At 69.3% G+C, this 15,931-nt stretch carries 17 protein-coding genes; 4 read left to right on the top strand and 13 right to left on the bottom strand.

Annotated elements, in window-relative coordinates:
• The 4 genes from frr to rpsB all read right to left on the bottom strand — a co-directional run bounded on the left by frr (position 1) and on the right by rpsB (position 3,310).
• The gene (gene frr, locus AC6CID_RS16950) at positions 1-558 is read right to left on the bottom strand and encodes a ribosome recycling factor (protein ID WP_024100638.1); all 558 of its coding nucleotides are present in this window, start codon (positions 556-558) and stop codon (positions 1-3) included.
• Positions 559-586: 28 nt separating this feature from the next.
• Positions 587-1,315: a UMP kinase gene (gene pyrH / locus AC6CID_RS16955; protein WP_006550976.1), complete on the bottom strand. Its 729-nt coding sequence runs from the start codon at positions 1,313-1,315 to the stop codon at positions 587-589.
• 197 nt (positions 1,316-1,512) lie between these two features.
• Positions 1,513-2,337 carry a translation elongation factor Ts gene (gene tsf / locus AC6CID_RS16960; protein WP_220665885.1) on the bottom strand — a complete coding sequence of 275 codons (825 nt, stop codon included), beginning with the start codon at positions 2,335-2,337 and terminating at the stop codon, positions 1,513-1,515.
• Positions 2,338-2,467: 130 nt separating this feature from the next.
• Positions 2,468-3,310 (bottom strand): 30S ribosomal protein S2, encoded by an 843-nt coding sequence (gene rpsB, locus AC6CID_RS16965; protein WP_024100637.1) that lies wholly within the window; start codon positions 3,308-3,310, stop codon positions 2,468-2,470.
• Between the two features lie 307 nt (positions 3,311-3,617).
• Between rpsB and AC6CID_RS16970 the strand changes: the two genes are divergently transcribed.
• Entirely contained in the window at positions 3,618-4,121 is a 504-nt protein-coding gene (locus tag AC6CID_RS16970) for a M23 family metallopeptidase (protein ID WP_220665884.1), read from the top strand.
• Positions 4,122-4,231: 110 nt separating this feature from the next.
• On the opposite strand, the gene AC6CID_RS16975 is transcribed toward AC6CID_RS16970, so the two are convergent.
• Both AC6CID_RS16975 and AC6CID_RS16980 read right to left on the bottom strand, forming a co-directional pair.
• Positions 4,232-5,746 carry a MinD/ParA family ATP-binding protein gene (locus AC6CID_RS16975; RefSeq protein ID WP_220665883.1) on the bottom strand — a complete coding sequence of 505 codons (1,515 nt, stop codon included), beginning with the start codon at positions 5,744-5,746 and terminating at the stop codon, positions 4,232-4,234.
• A 66-nt stretch (positions 5,747-5,812) separates the two neighbouring features.
• Positions 5,813-6,751: a tyrosine recombinase XerC gene (locus AC6CID_RS16980; RefSeq protein ID WP_006550971.1), complete on the bottom strand. Its 939-nt coding sequence runs from the start codon at positions 6,749-6,751 to the stop codon at positions 5,813-5,815.
• A gap of 85 nt (positions 6,752-6,836) precedes the next feature.
• Here AC6CID_RS16980 and AC6CID_RS16985 point away from each other — a divergent pair, with 85 nt between their 5' ends.
• Entirely contained in the window at positions 6,837-8,024 is a 1,188-nt protein-coding gene (locus AC6CID_RS16985; RefSeq protein WP_498354228.1) for a multidrug effflux MFS transporter, read from the top strand.
• 15 nt (positions 8,025-8,039) lie between these two features.
• Here AC6CID_RS16985 and AC6CID_RS16990 read toward each other — a convergent pair whose 3' ends face one another.
• On the bottom strand, positions 8,040-8,804 hold the full coding sequence (locus tag AC6CID_RS16990; RefSeq protein WP_006550969.1) for a siderophore-interacting protein: 765 nt from the start codon (positions 8,802-8,804) through the stop codon (positions 8,040-8,042).
• Positions 8,805-8,918: 114 nt separating this feature from the next.
• On the opposite strand from AC6CID_RS16990, the gene AC6CID_RS16995 reads away from it, so the two are divergent.
• Together AC6CID_RS16995 and AC6CID_RS17000 are read left to right on the top strand one after the other, a co-directional pair.
• Positions 8,919-9,185, top strand: coding sequence for a DUF6953 family protein (locus AC6CID_RS16995; RefSeq protein WP_006550968.1), 267 nt, complete (start codon positions 8,919-8,921; stop codon positions 9,183-9,185).
• A gap of 142 nt (positions 9,186-9,327) precedes the next feature.
• Complete coding sequence (locus tag AC6CID_RS17000; protein WP_217579882.1) at positions 9,328-10,644, top strand: ClC family H(+)/Cl(-) exchange transporter; 1,317 nt, start codon at positions 9,328-9,330, stop codon at positions 10,642-10,644.
• Between the two features lie 24 nt (positions 10,645-10,668).
• On the opposite strand, the gene dprA is transcribed toward AC6CID_RS17000, so the two are convergent.
• From dprA to lepB, 6 genes are all read right to left on the bottom strand, one after another.
• Positions 10,669-11,802 (bottom strand): DNA-processing protein DprA, encoded by a 1,134-nt coding sequence (gene dprA / locus AC6CID_RS17005; protein ID WP_094980591.1) that lies wholly within the window; start codon positions 11,800-11,802, stop codon positions 10,669-10,671.
• Positions 11,799-13,307, bottom strand: a complete 1,509-nt coding sequence (locus AC6CID_RS17010) for a YifB family Mg chelatase-like AAA ATPase (RefSeq protein ID WP_006550965.1) — start codon at positions 13,305-13,307, stop codon at positions 11,799-11,801. The genes dprA and AC6CID_RS17010 overlap by 4 nt, the downstream gene beginning before the upstream one ends.
• A complete protein-coding gene (locus AC6CID_RS17015) occupies positions 13,307-13,681 on the bottom strand; it encodes a YraN family protein (RefSeq protein ID WP_019289117.1) in 375 nt (124 codons plus the stop codon). Before AC6CID_RS17015 ends, AC6CID_RS17010 begins: the two co-directional genes overlap by 1 nt.
• A gap of 177 nt (positions 13,682-13,858) precedes the next feature.
• Positions 13,859-14,173 carry a DUF2469 domain-containing protein gene (locus AC6CID_RS17020; RefSeq protein ID WP_006550963.1) on the bottom strand — a complete coding sequence of 105 codons (315 nt, stop codon included), beginning with the start codon at positions 14,171-14,173 and terminating at the stop codon, positions 13,859-13,861.
• Positions 14,174-14,210: 37 nt separating this feature from the next.
• Positions 14,211-14,963: a ribonuclease HII gene (locus AC6CID_RS17025; RefSeq protein ID WP_072740502.1), complete on the bottom strand. Its 753-nt coding sequence runs from the start codon at positions 14,961-14,963 to the stop codon at positions 14,211-14,213.
• Complete coding sequence (gene lepB / locus AC6CID_RS17030; RefSeq protein ID WP_064061631.1) at positions 14,960-15,769, bottom strand: signal peptidase I; 810 nt, start codon at positions 15,767-15,769, stop codon at positions 14,960-14,962. Before lepB ends, AC6CID_RS17025 begins: the two co-directional genes overlap by 4 nt.
• Positions 15,770-15,931 lie beyond the last annotated feature (162 nt).

Genomic DNA, 15,931 nt, shown 5'->3' on the forward strand with positions numbered 1-15,931 from the left:
TCAGACCTCCATCAGTTCGGCTTCCTTGTGCTTGATCAACTCGTCGATCTGACCGACGTACTTGGCGGTCGTCTTGTCGAGTTCCTTCTCGGCGCGGTTCACATCGTCCTCGCCGGCCTCGCCGTCCTTCTGGATGCGGCCGAGTTCCTCCATCGCCTTGCGGCGGACGTTGCGCACGGCGACCTTGGCGTCCTCGCCCTTGGCCTTTGCCTGCTTGACGAGTTCGCGGCGACGCTCCTCGGTGAGCTGCGGGACCGAGATGCGGATGATGTTGCCGTCGTTGGTGGGATTGACACCGAGATCGGAGTTGCGGATCGCGGTCTCGATCGCGTTCAGCTGCGAGGCCTCGTACGGCTTGACGATGACCATGCGCGCCTCGGGAACATTGATGCTGGCGATCTGCGTGATCGGCGTGGGAGCCCCGTAGTAGTCGACGACGATGCGGTTGAACATGCCCGGGTTCGCGCGACCGGTCCGGATGCCACCCAGATCGTCCCGGGCCACCGTGACGGCCTTCTCCATCTTCTCTTCTGCTTCGAAGAGGGCTTCATCGATCACGGCAGTTCCTCCATGTTCCGTTGTCCGTTCATGACCGTACGAGTGTTCCGATCTTCTCACCGGCGATGGCTCGGGCGATATTGCCCTTGGTCAGCAGATTGAAGACCATGATCGGCATGGCGTTGTCCATGCACAGGCTGAAGGCGGTCGCGTCGGCGACCTTGAGGCCCTGTTCGATGACCTCGCGATGGGTGATCTCCTCGAACAGCACCGCATCCGGGTTCGTGCGGGGATCGTCGGAATAGACACCGTCCACGGCCTTCGCCATGAGGACGACCTCGGCGCCGATCTCGAGTGCGCGCTGCGCGGCGGTGGTGTCGGTGGAGAAGTACGGCATGCCCATGCCGGCACCGAAGATGACCACACGCCCCTTCTCGAGGTGGCGGCGCGCACGCAGCGGCAGGTAGGGCTCGGCGACCTGCCCCATCGTGATGGCGGTCTGGACGCGGGTGTCGATGCCTTCCTTCTCCAGGAAGTCCTGCAGCGCAAGGGAGTTCATGACCGTGCCGAGCATGCCCATGTAGTCGGATCGCGCGCGTTCGAGACCGCGCTGCTGGAGTTCGGCGCCGCGGAAGAAGTTGCCGCCACCGATCACGACCGCGACCTCGGCGCCACCGCGCACGACCTCCGCGATCTGCTGGGCCACCGTCGTCACCACGTCCGGGTCGAGTCCGACCTTGCCGCCGCCGAACATCTCGCCGCCGAGCTTGAGCAGTACCCGGCGGAATCCGGGCCGATCGTGGGCGTGGTCGGACATGACTCTCCTCTGGTTGCGCATGAATCGGCCCTTATCATCCTGCCTCATCCGCTCGCGGGAACCGAGATCGGGCGGATAGACACGCCACACCTGTCACCGCGCAGCACGCGCGGGCGCCTCCGGGCCCCGAGGCGGCGTAGCCCGACACACCTCGACCCCGCCGGTAGCAGCACCGACGGGGTCGTGGAGTGGAAGAACTAGCTGGCGCCGACCTCGAAACGCACGAAGCGGACGACGTTCGCGCCGGCCTCGTCGAGGATCGCCTTGACGGTCTTCTTCGAGTCCGTCACGGACGCCTGCTCGAGCAGGACGACATCCTTGAAGTAGCCGTTGACGCGGCCTTCGACGATCTTCGGCAGAGCCTGCTCCGGCTTGCCCTCGGCCTTGGCGGTCTCCTCGGCGATACGACGCTCGTTGGCGACGATGTCCTCGGGAACCTCGTCACGGGTGACGTACTTGGCCTTCAGAGCGGCGATCTGCATGGCGGCAGCGCGAGCGGCCTCTGCAGCAGCGTCGCCCTCACCGGTGTACTCGACGAGCACGCCGACGGACGGCGGCAGGTCGGAAGCACGCTTGTGCAGGTAGACGGCGGTCTGACCGTCGAAAGCGGCAACGCGACGCAGCTCGAGCTTCTCGCCGATCTTCGCGGACAGCTCCTGGACGAGGGCGTCGACGGTCTTGCCGTCGGCCTCGACGGCCTTGAGTACCTCGACGTCGTTCGCGCGGGCCTGTGCGGCAGCGGTGACGACCTTGTCGGCGAGAGCCTGGAACTCGTCGTTCTTGGCGACGAAGTCGGTCTCGGAGTTCAGCTCGACGAGAACGCCGTCCTTGGCGACGACGAGGCCTTCGGCGGTGGAGCGCTCGGCGCGCTTGCCCACGTCCTTGGCACCCTTGATGCGCAGCTGCTCGACGGCCTTGTCGAAGTCGCCGTCGTTGTCGGCGAGAGCGTTCTTGCAGTCCAGCATTCCGGAGCCGGTGAGCTCACGAAGACGCTTGACGTCGGCGGCGGTGTAGTTCGCCATGGAAGCGAGCCTCCTGTGTCTGTGGTGGAAAAGTCTCTGGGGGCGGCCCTGTCGCGCGGATGAGCTCGGGCCGCGATGCGACGGCCCCGACCAGGATCTCTCGATCGGAAGGTCGGGGCCGGGCAACGAATCAGGCCTCGGGGGCCGCGTCTGCTGCGGGGGCTACGTCCGCTGCGGGCGCCTCGGCGTCGGCGGCGGGGGTGGCCTGCGCGAGCAGCTCCTGCTCCCACTCGGCGAGAGGCTCGGCACCGGCCTCGGGCTTGGCCTCCGCGTCGCTGCTCTTGCCGGCGCGGGCCTGCAGGCCCTCGGCGACGGCGGAAGCGACGACCTTGGTCAGCAACGCCGCGGAACGGATCGCGTCGTCGTTGCCCGGGATCGGGTAGTCGACGAGGTCCGGATCGCAGTTGGTGTCGAGGATGGCGATGACCGGGATGTTCAGCTTGCGGGCCTCACCGACGGCGATGTGCTCCTTGTTGGTGTCGACGACCCAGATCGCCGACGGAACCTTCGCCATGTCGCGGATGCCGCCGAGGGTGCGCTCCAGCTTGTTCTTCTCACGCGTGAGCATGAGGATTTCCTTCTTGGTGCGTCCCTCGAAGCCGCCGGTCTGCTCCATCGACTCGAGCTCCTTCAGGCGCTGCAGGCGCTTGTGAACGGTCGAGAAGTTGGTGAGCATGCCGCCGAGCCAGCGCTGGTTCACGTAGGGCATGCCCACGCGGGTGGCCTCTTCGGCGATGGATTCCTGAGCCTGCTTCTTGGTGCCGACGAACAGCACGGTTCCACCGTGAGCGACGGTCTCCTTGACGAACTCGTACGCCTTGTCGATGTACGTCAGGGTCTGCTGCAGGTCGATGATGTAGATGCCGTTGCGGTCGGTGAAGATGAACCGCTTCATCTTCGGGTTCCAGCGACGGGTCTGGTGTCCGAAGTGGGCGCCGCTGTCGAGCAGCTGCCGCATAGTCACAACAGGCATGCCTGTTTCTCTCTTTCGTGTCGGTTTCCGCGGTGGATCTTCCGATCCCCGCCCTGGCGCCCACATGCCCGTCGAACCCTTGCGGGACCGGCCGACGGCCATTTCCGATGCGGCCCGGAGAAACGGGTCGGCATCGATGCGCGGACGCGCGAAGTCGATCTGCGTATACAGACCGCCCGACAAGTGTACGCGGAGCAGGCGCGGATCCCTAACCGGGAGTCACCGGACCTGTGGACGGATCCGGAGTTGTCCACAGATCGCGTCGCCCCCTGGTGCGCAGCGACTCCGATTCACGAGGCTGGCGGGCATGCTCCTCCCCGCTCCCCTCCGGTCGCTCGCCGTCGTGATCGCCGTGGTCGTCGTGCTCACCGCTGCGCCGGGACCCGGATCGGCCGACGCCGGACGGTTCGTGTGGCCACTCGATCCCCGGCCGGTCGTGAGCCGGCAGTTCGACCCGCCCGAGCAGAACTGGCTCCCCGGTCACCGCGGTGTCGACCTCGACGCACACGTGGGGCAGACCGTCGTGGCCGCCGGTGACGGCGTCGTCGCGTTCGCCGGTGTCGTGGCCGGGAAGCCTGTGGTCTCCGTCGATCACGAGGGCGGGCTGCGCACCACCTACGAGCCGGTGGAGGCGGCGGTCGCCGCGGGTCGCCGGGTGACGAGGGGCGATCCCATCGGCACCGTCGTCGCCGGTCACGATGGCTGCGCCTCCCCCGCATGCCTGCACTGGGGACTCCGACGCGGCCGCGACGACTATCTCGACCCGCTGCCCCTCGTCGAGCGCCCTGTGATCCGCCTGCTGCCGGTATGAGACGTCCCGGGGCCCGTGCGCCCCGCCTGGCGCACTGCGTGTCGACCCGACTAGCGCCCCGCCTGGCGCACTGCGTGTCGACCCGACTAGCGCCCCGCGTGTCGACCCGACTAGCGCCCCGCGTGTCGACCCGACAGTGCAGGGAAGTCGTCGGCGACCATCGCGGCGAGTTCGACGAACGCCGTGCGTGTCGCGGGGCGGAGGCGTTCGAGATCGATCTCGGCTCCCTCGGCGAGATGCTCGTCGAAGGGCAGCACCTTCACCGCCCGGCACCGCGCGAGGAAATGCGCGGTCAGCGCGTCCATGTCGATGCTCGCCGCACCCGGGCGCGGCGAGCTGATCACCACGACCGTGCGTTCGACCAGGTCGGAGTAGCCGTGCGCCTGCAGCCAGTCGAGGGTCGCCGCCGCACTGCGGGCCGCGTCGACCGCAGGTGAGGCGACGAGGACGAGGGTGTTCGCCAGGTCCAGCACGCCCCGCATAACCGAATGCATGATCCCGGTCCCGCAGTCGGTGAGGATCACGTTGTAGTAGACCTGCAGAATGCCGACGACGCGGCGGTAGTCCTCCTCGCTGAACGCTTGGGAGGCAGCGGGATCGCGTTCGCTCGCGAGCACTTCGAGCCGGCTCGGCGCCTGGGAGGTGTGGGCACGCACGTCCGAGTACCGGCGGATGTTCGACGCGTTCGCGAGCAGGTCCCGCACCGTCGAGGTGGTCTGCTGCGGAATTCTCTGCCCGAGGGTGCCGAAGTCCGGATTCGCGTCGACGGCGATGACGCAGTCGCCGCGCAGCGACGCGAACGTCGACCCGAGCCCGACGGTCGTGGTGGTCTTTCCCACTCCGCCCTTCAGCGACAGCACCGCGATCCGGTAGTCGCCCGGGATCGGCTGGCGGATCCGGGCGACGAGCTCCTCGCGGCGCTCACTGCCTCCTCCGTCGAGCCTGCCGCCGGTCAGCCGGTCGACCCGCTCCCGCCACCGCCGCGTGGAACGTCGTGACCTGCGGACGAGCACTCCCGACGCGAGGTCGACATTCGACGGCTGATGGTCGAACCGCTGGGCCTCGTGTTGCAGGTCGTCGACCGGAGCGTCCGTTCGCGCCGGTAGCGGGCCCGAGACCTCGGGTTCGACCGGTCCAAGAGCGACCTCCGTAGTCTCCGGGCTCGACACCTCAGGTGCAGGTGCAGGTGCCACAGTGTCGGGCTGCGTCTCCATGGCTTCGGGTGCCGCTTCCGAGAAGACGGGCTCAGGCTCGGGTTCGGTCACGGCTTCCGGAACCACCGCATCGGTCGCTGCCGAGACCGCCGCCTCGGGCTCCGACGATGGGAACACCGGATTCTCGGGTCGCGCCGGTTTGTGCGCGGCGAGCGGTTCGGACGCCTCCGGCTCCGGGTCGTCTGCGCTGATCCGGGGCCGCAACGCCATGCCGAGAGGCACGGAGGCCGTCATCTCGATCGGAGCGGAGGCAGTGGGCGGAATCGCACCGTCGCCAGGCGAAGTGGAGGAGCCGAGCGTCTCGGCGACTCTGGCCGCGCGGCGGAGGCCGCGTCGCGCGTGGTCGGTTCCGGATTCCGGTGGGTCCTGCAGCCAGGCGGGCACGGCAGGACCCGGTTCGTTGCGTCTCATCTGTTCCCCCGATTCGATGGTGCCGGCGCACGCTATCAAACCGGGACGGCTTCTCGGGCAGGCCGATCAGGCGCGGGGATGAGCCTGATCGTGCGCGGCGCGCAGACGCGCCACCGACACGTGGGTGTAGAGCTGCGTGGTGGCCAGACTCGAATGGCCCAGCACCTCCTGGACCACGCGCAGGTCCGCTCCCCCTTCGAGCAGGTGCGTCGCAGCACTGTGCCGCAGGCCGTGCGGTGCGAGGTCGGGTGCGCCCGGCACCGACGAGACGGCGTCGTGCACCACAGACCGGACCTGCCGCTGATCGATCCGGCCACCACGCTTGCCCAGCAGCAGCGCCGCACCCGACGACGGTCGTGCGAGATGCGGGCGTCCGTGACGCAGCCACGCGTCGAGCGCCTCTGCCGCGGGACCTCCGTAGGGAACGATCCGTTCCTTGTCGCCCTTGCCGAGAACCCGGACGACCCGCCGCTCGGCGTCGACGTCGTCGATGTCGACCGCGCACAGCTCACCGACCCGGATTCCGGTGGCATAGAGCAGCTCGACGATCACCCGGTCACGCAGTGCGACGGGATCGAGTTCACGCGCACCGGATTTCGCGGCCTCCATGATCTCCAGTGCCTGGTCGTCGCGGAGCACGGCGGGCAGGGAGCGGTGCGGACGTGGCGAGACCAGACGCGTCGCCGGATCGGCGTCGAGTCGGCGGGTGCGTACGAGCCATGCCGTGAAGACGCGTGCCGACGAGGTGCGCCGCGCGAGCGTGGTGCGGGCCGCTCCCGCCGCCACCATCCCGGCGAGCCAGGATCGCAGCAGATCGAGGTCGAGGTCGGTGATGCGCGCATCGGGATTCCGGTCGGCGAGGTGCTGCAACAGCGAACGGATGTCGGCGCGATAGGCGCGGATCGTGTGTTCCGAGCGGTTGCCTTCGAGGCGGAGGTGGTCGACGAAGTCCCCGAGGTGCACGTCCAGCGTCGCGGGGAGCATGTCGGATTCCTTGCCTCGCATGGGTCTACCGTGCGGCACGACCGCCTCGGGTGCAACGGCCCGCGCCGACTAAGGTGCTTTCGTGAACAAAACGATCCCGGTACCGATGTTGTGCGCCCTGGCGTTGCTGTCGGCGATCGCGCCGCTCGCCACGGACATGTACCTCCCGGGACTTCCCGTCATGGCGGAGAGCCTGGGCAGTTCGACCGTCGGCGTCCAGCTCACACTCACGACGTTCATGGCGGGTCTCGGACTCGGCCAGCTGCTCGTGGGTCCCCTGTCGGACGGCTGGGGCCGTCGACGGCTGATCCTCGCCGGCACGATCGTCCTGGCGGTGAGCAGCGCGATCTGCGCGATGGCACCCACCGTCGAGATCCTGATCGCTGCGCGTCTGGTCCAGGGCTTCAGCGGCGGCACCGGCATCGTCCTCGCCCGGGCGGTCATCGCCGACCGGGCGCGAGGCAATCAGGCCGCCAAGCTGTTCAGCCTGATGATGATCATCGGTGGCATCGCGCCCGTCGCCGCTCCTCTGCTCGGTGGTGTGCTGCTGGGACCGATCGGATGGCGCGGCATCTTCTGGGTGCTCACGGGCCTGGCCGTCCTGATGGCCGTCGGCGCCTTCGCGTTCGTCCCGGAGACCCTGCCGCCGGAGGAGCGGCACGGCGGCGGTCTGAAGACGATGGCCGGCAACTTCGGGTACGTCCTCCGGCAGCGACGCTTCGTCGGTTACGCCGCCGCGATGGCCCTGGGCTTCGGCGCCATGTTCTCGTACATCTCGGCCTCGCCGTTCGTCACCCAGAACATCCTCGGTCTGAGCCCCGGCCAGTTCTCGATGGTGTTCGCCGTGAACTCGGCCGGTCTCGTGCTGGCCAATGCCGTCAACACCCGCCTCATCGGCCGGTTCGAGGTGCGGACACTGCTGCGCTTCGGTGTGACCACCATGTTCACGGCGGGCGCCCTGCTGTTGCTGACGATGGTCGTCGTCGGCTACGTCGCGGCGCTGATCCTGCCGCTGCTGTTCGTCGCGATCAGCATGATGGGCCTGACGCTGGGCAACGCCACCGCGCTGGCCCAGTCGCAGGTCCCGAAGGCGGCCGGTACGGGCTCCGCCGTGATCGGCGCCTCCCAGTTCGGTCTCGCCGCCGTGGTCTCCCCCCTCGTCGGGCTCGGCGGCGAAGGCACAGGTATCCCGATGGCCGTCGCCATCGTCGTGTGCTCGGGACTCGCGCTCACCTCCGCTGCGGTGCTGGCGCGTGACTCGGCCGCGGTGCCGGCGCGCGAGTCCTCGAGCTGACGCGAACCGCCGCCGTCAGTTGCTCTCGACGGCCGCCAGTTCGCTCTTCCATACGCGGAAGCCCTCCTCGGTGCGTCCGCGACGCCAGTAACCCGAGATCGACGCGCGTGCCGGCGGTACGGCCCGTTCCTTCCGCAGGTACGGCCGGATGTGCTTCATGACGGCCTCGGCCTCACCGTGCACGAAGACCTGCACGTCGCCGCCCGGCCAGGGCAGGGCCTTCACCGCTGCGACGAGCGGCGAGTTGCCGTCGATCAGGTCGGCACCGGCGTCACCGGCCGCGACACCGCGATGGAGCCACGTGATGTCCACACCCGCCGGCGCGTCGAGTTTCAGTTCGTCGCCTGGACCGATGACCTCCAGGAAGACCGCGCCCCGCGCGTCGGCGGGCAGGTCCTCGAGCGCAGTCGCGATCGCAGGGATCGCGGTCTCGTCGCCGGCGAGCAGATGGAAGTCGGCGGAGCGATCGGGCCGGTATCCCGCGCCGGGTCCCCGCACCACGACCTGCGTGCCCGGTTGCACCGAGCGAGCCCACGGCCCCGCGACACCCTCGTCGCCGTGCACGACGAAGTCGATCCAGATCTCCCCGGCGTCCGGGTCCACGCGCCGGACGGTGTAGGTGCGGACGACCGTCTCGTCCCCCGCGGGCAGCTCGATCTTCACGTAGCTGTCGGTCTCCGCACGGGCCTGGAACTCGCCGAAGCCGTCTCCGCCGAGCACCACGCGGACGAAGTGCTCGCCGATCGCCTCGGTCCGCAGAACCGTGAGTGTCGTCCCCATGGGCGCTTTCCGTGCCACCGAACCTCCTATTAGGGTTACCTATCTCGCGTCACCGTACTCTGTCGCGGGGTGCGGCGGGGAGGTCACGATCGGCGAGGCTCTAGGCTCGAGAACATGAGCACCACCGCGGCCGACATCGCCACATGGATGACCGACATCATCACCACCGAACGCAGGGTCACCCAGACCGACATGGTCGACGCGATCGAGGCCAAGTTCGGCTCCGAGTGGATCTACGTGAACGACAACGGCCACCCCTCGATCGACCGCGCCGTCCTCAAGGAGTTCCGCAAGGCCCACCGCGGTGCCGTGAAATGGGACCGCGAGGACCGCGCTTGGTACGTCGAGGACGAGCCGACCGCCGACACCTCGGCCGAGTAGGCGGTCCTCCTCCGAATTCACCCTCGCGCGTCCCCGCGAAACGTCTCGGAGTCTGTGAACATACGGTCACGACTCCTTCGCGCGACCGTCTCCGGCACCGCCGGGCGGATCGGCGCGTCGGCGGCAGGTCGGAGGGCGCCGGGTGGACATCGAGAACGTGCGGGAACCTACCGTTCCCGCTCGCGAACTGGCGACGATCTGTGTGCTGGCGATCGTGGCCGGCGCCGTCATCGGCGTCGTCGGCGGGGCCTTCCGCTGGTGCCTGGAACGGCTCGAGCGATGGCGGATCCACACCGCGGAGTGGGCGCACGAACTTCCCGGTCCGGGATGGCTCGTGCCGGTGGGAATCACGATCCTTGGCGCTCTGCTCGCAGCGCTGATCGTCCGGATGGTCCCCCTCGCCTCGGGTAGCGGAATCCAGCACGTCGAAGCCGTCGACCGCGGGCAGGCCGAGCCCCCACCTCTGTCGGTGCTGCCCTCCAGATTCGTCGGGGCGCTCCTGTCGATCGGGTCGGGTCTCGTCCTGGGACGGGAGGGCCCGATCGTGCACATGGGTGCCGCGGTGGGCGCCGAGACCGCACGCTGCGCCCGGCGTCCCGAGCACGAACGTCTGCTGCAGACCTCGGTGTCCGGTGCCGGACTCGCGGTCGCGTTCAATGCCCCGATCGGCGGTGCGCTGTTCGTCTTCGAGGAGGTCACCGGCAGCTTCCGTTTCCGCACGGTCGTACCCGTCGTCCTGTCGGTGGCCGCCGCGGTGGTGTGCTCGCGGACGATCGTCGGCGACACCCCCGACTTCGCCGTGGACCCCATCGCTCCCCCGTCGATCGTCCTGCTGCCCGTGTTCGTGGTGTTCGGTCTGCTCACCGGACTGCTCGGCGCGGCCTACAACCGGATGGTCCTGGGCTCGCTGAGCGTGGTGGAGTCGGTCCGGTCGCTCTCCCCGGTGATGAAGGCTGCAATCATCGGCGGACTCGTCGGGTTGTTGTCCGTGGTCGCACCGTGGGCCGGCGGTGGCGGCGACTCCCTCGTCCAGCACGTGGTGAGCGGTGGTGCGCTCGCACTGCCGGTGGTCGCCTGGTACGTCCTGCTGCGGTTCGTCGCCGGCCCGCTGTCGTACGCGGCCGGGACACCGGGCGGACTGTTCGCGCCGCTCCTCGCACTGGGCGCTCTCTGGGGTCTGTTGTGCGCCGGGATCTGTACCGCGATCGTCCCCGGGATCGGGTCGTCCCTGGCCGTGCCGATGGCCATCTCGGGGATGGCCGCTCTCTTCGGCGCGTCGGTGCGGGCCCCGATCACCGGAGTCGTCCTCGTCGTGGAGATGACCGCGGCGACGGGAGTGACGGTCCCGATGCTCGCCGCGACGATCTGCGCCGTCGTCGTGGCGTATTCCACGCGGGTCCCGCCCATCTACGACAGCCTGCGCGACCGCATGTTCGGCACCCCTCCCGACCGGGGGTAGACCGCCCCGGGCGTCGATCCGCCGTCACGTCCGCCGCCACCCTCCGTCCGTCACCACCACCAGACCGTCGAGTTCGAGCAGGGGCAGCGCCGCCCGCACCCGCTCGATCGGCAGCCCCGCGGACTCGGCCACCATCGCCGGATCACAGACATCCGACGCCGGAAGCGCCTCGTAGACAAGGGCCATGTCGCCCGACAATCCGTCCAGGTCGCGGCGGAACAGGCCGTCGAGGTCGTCGTCCCCGCCCGCCAGCAGCGGACCGCACTCCTCGACGACGTCGCGCGCCGCGCCCACCAGACGCGCCTCGCCCTCCCTGATCATGCGGTGACAGCCCTGCGAGGCCGCCGAGGTCACCGGTCCGGGCACCGCCATGACAGGCCGCCCGAGTCGTCGCGCCCACGCCGCGGTGTTGCGCGCCCCGCTGCGCCAGCCCGCCTCGACGACGACCGTGCCGGCGGACAACGCCGCGATCAGCCGGTTGCGGGCGAGGAACCGGTACCGCGCCGGAGTCGTGCCCGGGGGATACTCGCTCACCACCAGACCCGATTCGGAGATCCGCCGCAACATCGTCGCGTGTGCCGCCGGATACGCCCGGTCGACACCGCAGGCCAGGATCGCGACGGTGGTGCCACCCACCCCGAGCGCCGCGCGGTGTGCGGCCGCGTCGACGCCGAAGGCCGCGCCGGACACGACCGTCCATCCGTCGGCGGCGAGATCCCCGGCGATCTCGGCGGTGACGTGCTCCCCGTAACCGCTCGCGGCGCGGGTCCCGACGATGCCGATCGCGCGTTCGGCGAGGTCGTCGATCCGCCGGCTCCCCCACACCCACAGCGCGAGGGGTGGCCCTTCGGCGTCGGTCGCGGTGTCGAGAGTGCCGAAGCCGAGCATCTGCCAGGCAGGCCATTCGTCGTCGTCGGGCGTGACCAGTCGCCCGCCGGCCCGTCCCAAACGATCGAGATCCCGTGCCGCGGTATCGAGGTGCGCCCGCACCGAGTACCGCGACGAGAGTTCGTCGAGGCCCGCACCCGACCGGATGGCGGCTGCCACCTCGAGTACACCCTCGGCTTCCACTGCCGCCGACAACGAACGCGACGCACCCTGTGCGACGGTCGACAGATAGGCCCAGGCCAGGCGCCGTTCGTCGCCGTGCCCGCTCATGCGACACCCCGATCCCGGAAGTCGAGTGCGGCAGCGACGTGCGTCGCCGTCGGCGAATCAGAACCGTCGAGGTCGCTCAGCGTCCACGCGACCCGCAGTGCCCGATCCGCTCCTCGCGCGGTGATGGCGCCCTTGCGCAGCGCCCATTCGACGGGTTCGAGCGCAGCACGTGGAAGACGGAACTTCTGCCGCAGAGCCGGCCCGGGCACCTCGGCGTTGGTGGCCCAGCCGTGCTCGGCCCACCGCTCGCGTGCCGCGGCTCTCGCCCGGGCGACGCGCGCCCGTACGTCGTCGGTGCTCTCGCCGGTCTCCCCCATCAACGCGCTGGTCGCGACGGCTTGCATCCGGACCCGCAGGTCGACGCGGTCGAGGAGCGGGCCCGACAGACGCCCCAGATAGCGGCGACGTGCGGTCGGCGCACACACGCAGTCGGCGTCGCGTGGTGGTGCGCACGGGCACGGGTTGGCGGCGAGGATCAGCTGGAAGCGGGCCGGATATCGCGCGACACCGTCCCGGCGGGCGATGCGCACCTCCCCGTCCTCGAGCGGCGTCCGCAGCGCTTCGAGTGTCTTCGTCCCCATCTCGGCGACCTCGTCGAGGAACAGCACGCCACGGTGTGCCCGGCTCACCGCGCCGGGTTTCGCCATGCCGGTACCGCCTCCGATCAGCGAACTCACCGACGCCGTGTGATGGGGCGCAATGAAGGGCGGTTCCGTCACGAGCGGCCGGTCGCTGGTGAGGGTGCCCGCCACCGAATGGATGGCCGTCACCTCGAGGGCGTGACTTTCGTCCAGGTCCGGCAGGATCCCCGGAAGTCGCTGCGCGAGCATTGTTTTCCCGATTCCCGGCGGGCCGGTCAACATCAGGTGGTGCGCGCCGGCCGCAGCGACCTCGATCGCGCGACGCGCTTCGTGCTGGCCGACCACTTCGCTGAGATCGCCGCGCACCGCCCGCGGTGGCAGCGCGCGCGGATCGGGCCGTTCGAGCGGACCGTCGCCCTGGAGCCAGAGCACCAACTCGCGCAGTGTCTCGGCGCCGTAGACGTCGATGCCGTCGACGAGCGCCGCTTCGGTCATCGTCGCGGTCGGCACCACCACGCGCGACCAGCCGTGTTTCTTCGCCGTGAGCACGGCGGGCAGCACACCGCGCACCGGCCTGACGCGCCCGTCGAGCGCGAGTTCGCCGAGCAGCACCGTCCGGGAGACGGCCTCGGTCGGCACGACATCCGCTGCGTCGAGCACCGCGCACGCCAGTCCGAGATCGTAGACACTGCCGACCTTCGGCAGCGTGGCCGGCGACAGTGCGAGCACGACCTTCGAATCCGGCCACTTGGCACCGGAATTCGACACGGCGGCGCGCACCCGGTCGCGCGACTCCTGGAGCGCGGTGTCGGGCAGCCCGACCATCGTCACGCCCGGCAGACCTCGCCCGATGTCGGCTTCGATCTCGACGACCTGCCCGTCGATCCCGGAGACGGCGACCGACCAGGCACGGCCGAGCGCCATCAGAGGACCTGCTTGCGATGGGTGATCTCCGGGGCGTGTCCCCGCGCGAGCAGGACGGTGACCACATCGACGCGGATGTGCGACCAGCGGCGCGTCTGCTCGGACAACCACTGTCCGGCGAGGCGACGGATCCGTTCGGCCTTCGCGGGCGTCACCGCCTCGGCGGGGGTGCCGTAGCCGGTGCCGGTGCGGGTCTTGACCTCGACGAAGACGACGGACGCGCCGTCCTGTGCGATGAGATCGAGTTCGCCGTATCGGCTGCGCCAGTTCCGTTCGAGCACGACCATGCCGGTCGACTCGAGGTATTCGGCGGCAAGATCCTCGCCTCGCGCGCCCAGATCCCGGTTGTGTGATGTCCGATTGGTCCCCTGCATGCCCCCACTGTGGAGGACCGGGGCACGCGGAATCGGGGTCCGAGCACGAAGATCGGGGAAACTGTGGATGAGTGCGGTGCCTGTGCACAACGGCGGGCGACGAGCCACGGAGAACGGCTCGGTGTCGGCGCCCCGGCTAGGATGCGGCCGCTGTGCGCAGGGTCATCCCCGAGGGCGTCAGCCCAGCTTGTCGGGCAGTCTCAGTTCGGGCTTGTCGAGCTCTTCGATGTTGACGTCCTTGAAGGTGATGACACGGACGTGCTTGACGAAGCGGGCGGGACGGTACATGTCCCACACCCAGGCGTCGGACATGCGCACCTCGAAGTACACTTCGCCGTTGGCGTTGTGCGGCAGCAATTCCACCGCGTTCGCCAGGTAGAACCGGCGTTCGGTCTCCACGACGTACGCGAACTGACCGACGATGTCCCGGTACTCCCTGTACAGCGAGAGTTCCATCTCGGTTTCGTACTTCTCGAGATCCTCGGCACTCATCGGTCTCGGTGTCCTCCCAGTCTGGTGTGTCCTGCAATCATCCCGCATCCGCCTCGTCGGTGAACAATCGACGCCCCAGGTCGTCTGCATACGATCGACGAACCAGGTCGTCGGCGAACAGCCGACGTCGCACTGCGGGCACTCCGCACACCGAGCGCACATTGGCCCACGACCGCCGGTGCTGCGGTGACGGGCCGTGCTCGGCCAACGCCGCCATGTGCGTCGGAGTGCTGTAGCCCTTGTGTACTGCGAAACCGTACTCCGGTAGCTCGCCGTCGAGGTCGACCATCATGCGATCGCGTGTAACCTTCGCGAGCACGCTGGCCGCCGCGATGCACGCGGCCGCCGCGTCGCCGCCGATCACGGGCAGCGACGGCGCGGGCAGTCCGGGCACTCGGAAGCCGTCGGTCAGCACGTAGCCGGGCGGAGTCGACAGACCTGCCACCGCGCGTCGCATGCCCTCGATGTTGGCGACGTGGATGCCGATCGCGTCGACCTCCTCCGCGGGGATCACCACCACGCTCCACGCCCGGGCGCGTCGCACGATCACCGAGTACAACTCCTCGCGGGTGCGTTCGGTGAGCTTCTTCGAATCGTCGAGCCGGTCGAGCGACGCGTGCGGCCGGTCGCCGAGCACGCAGGCGGCGACGACGAGCGGCCCGGCGCAGGCACCGCGGCCGGCTTCGTCGACCCCCGCGACCGGACCGAGACCGCACCGCGCGAGCGCGGACTCCATGGTGCGCAGTCCGGAGGAGCGACGGATCACGGGTCGAGGTGGCCAGGCAGTCACGAGGGAAGGATCTCCGGTGAGTCGATGAGGCCCCATCGGCCGGGAGGCAGCACGATGAAGCGGGCTTTTCCGATGACATTGTCCAGCGGGATAGAGCCCTGGTGCTCGTCCCCGACGTGGTAGCGCGAGTCGGCCGAGTTACTGCGGTTGTCACCCATCACCCAGACGTGGTCCTCGGGCACGGTGACGGGCCCGAAGCAACGCCCGGAGGTGACTTCGGTCTCGCAGGTGACGACACCCGGGGTGAACGGGAAGTCCATGGTCACGTACGGCTCGTCGAGTGGGACACCGTCGACGAGGACGCGGCCCTGGTCGTCGCAGCATTCCACCGTCTGCCCGCCGGTCGCGATCACGCGCTTGACGAGGTCGTTCTCGTCCGGCGGCACGACGCCGACGAGCGAACCGATCTCCTGCAGTCCCCGCACGACGACGTTGTCGGAACGGGTCGAGGTGTAGCCGGCCGACCACGAGTCGGGGCCTTCGAAGACGATGACGTCGCCGGGACGGGGGTCGGTGAAGCGGTATCCCACCTTCTCGACGACGATGCGGTCGCCGGTGCAGCCCGGGCAGCCGTGCAGTGTCGGCTCCATCGACTCCGAGGGGATGAGATAGACCCGCGCCACGAAGGTCTGCAGCAGGAAGCTCAGGGCCAGTGCGACGACGACCAGGATCGGCAGTTCACGCCAGAACGACTTCTGCTTCTTCGCCTTCGGGGCGGTGTCCTTCGCTGCGGGGTCCTCGCGCCGGTGGTGTGCACCGTCGGCTCGATCGCTCCGAGCCGAACCTCGAACATCGTTGCGGTTCACATCCGGTCGAGCCGGATCGTGCGGGGAATCTGCCACCTCGACAGACTAGCGTCTGCGGCACGGCGGCCCGCCGAGGACGACCGTCGACCGGACGGGAGAGCGCCAGACCGCTGCTTACAACGACGACGACCCGGCCGGGACGGAAGTCCGGGCCGGGTCGTC

This window comes from Rhodococcus sp. GQ147, assembly GCF_059759155.1.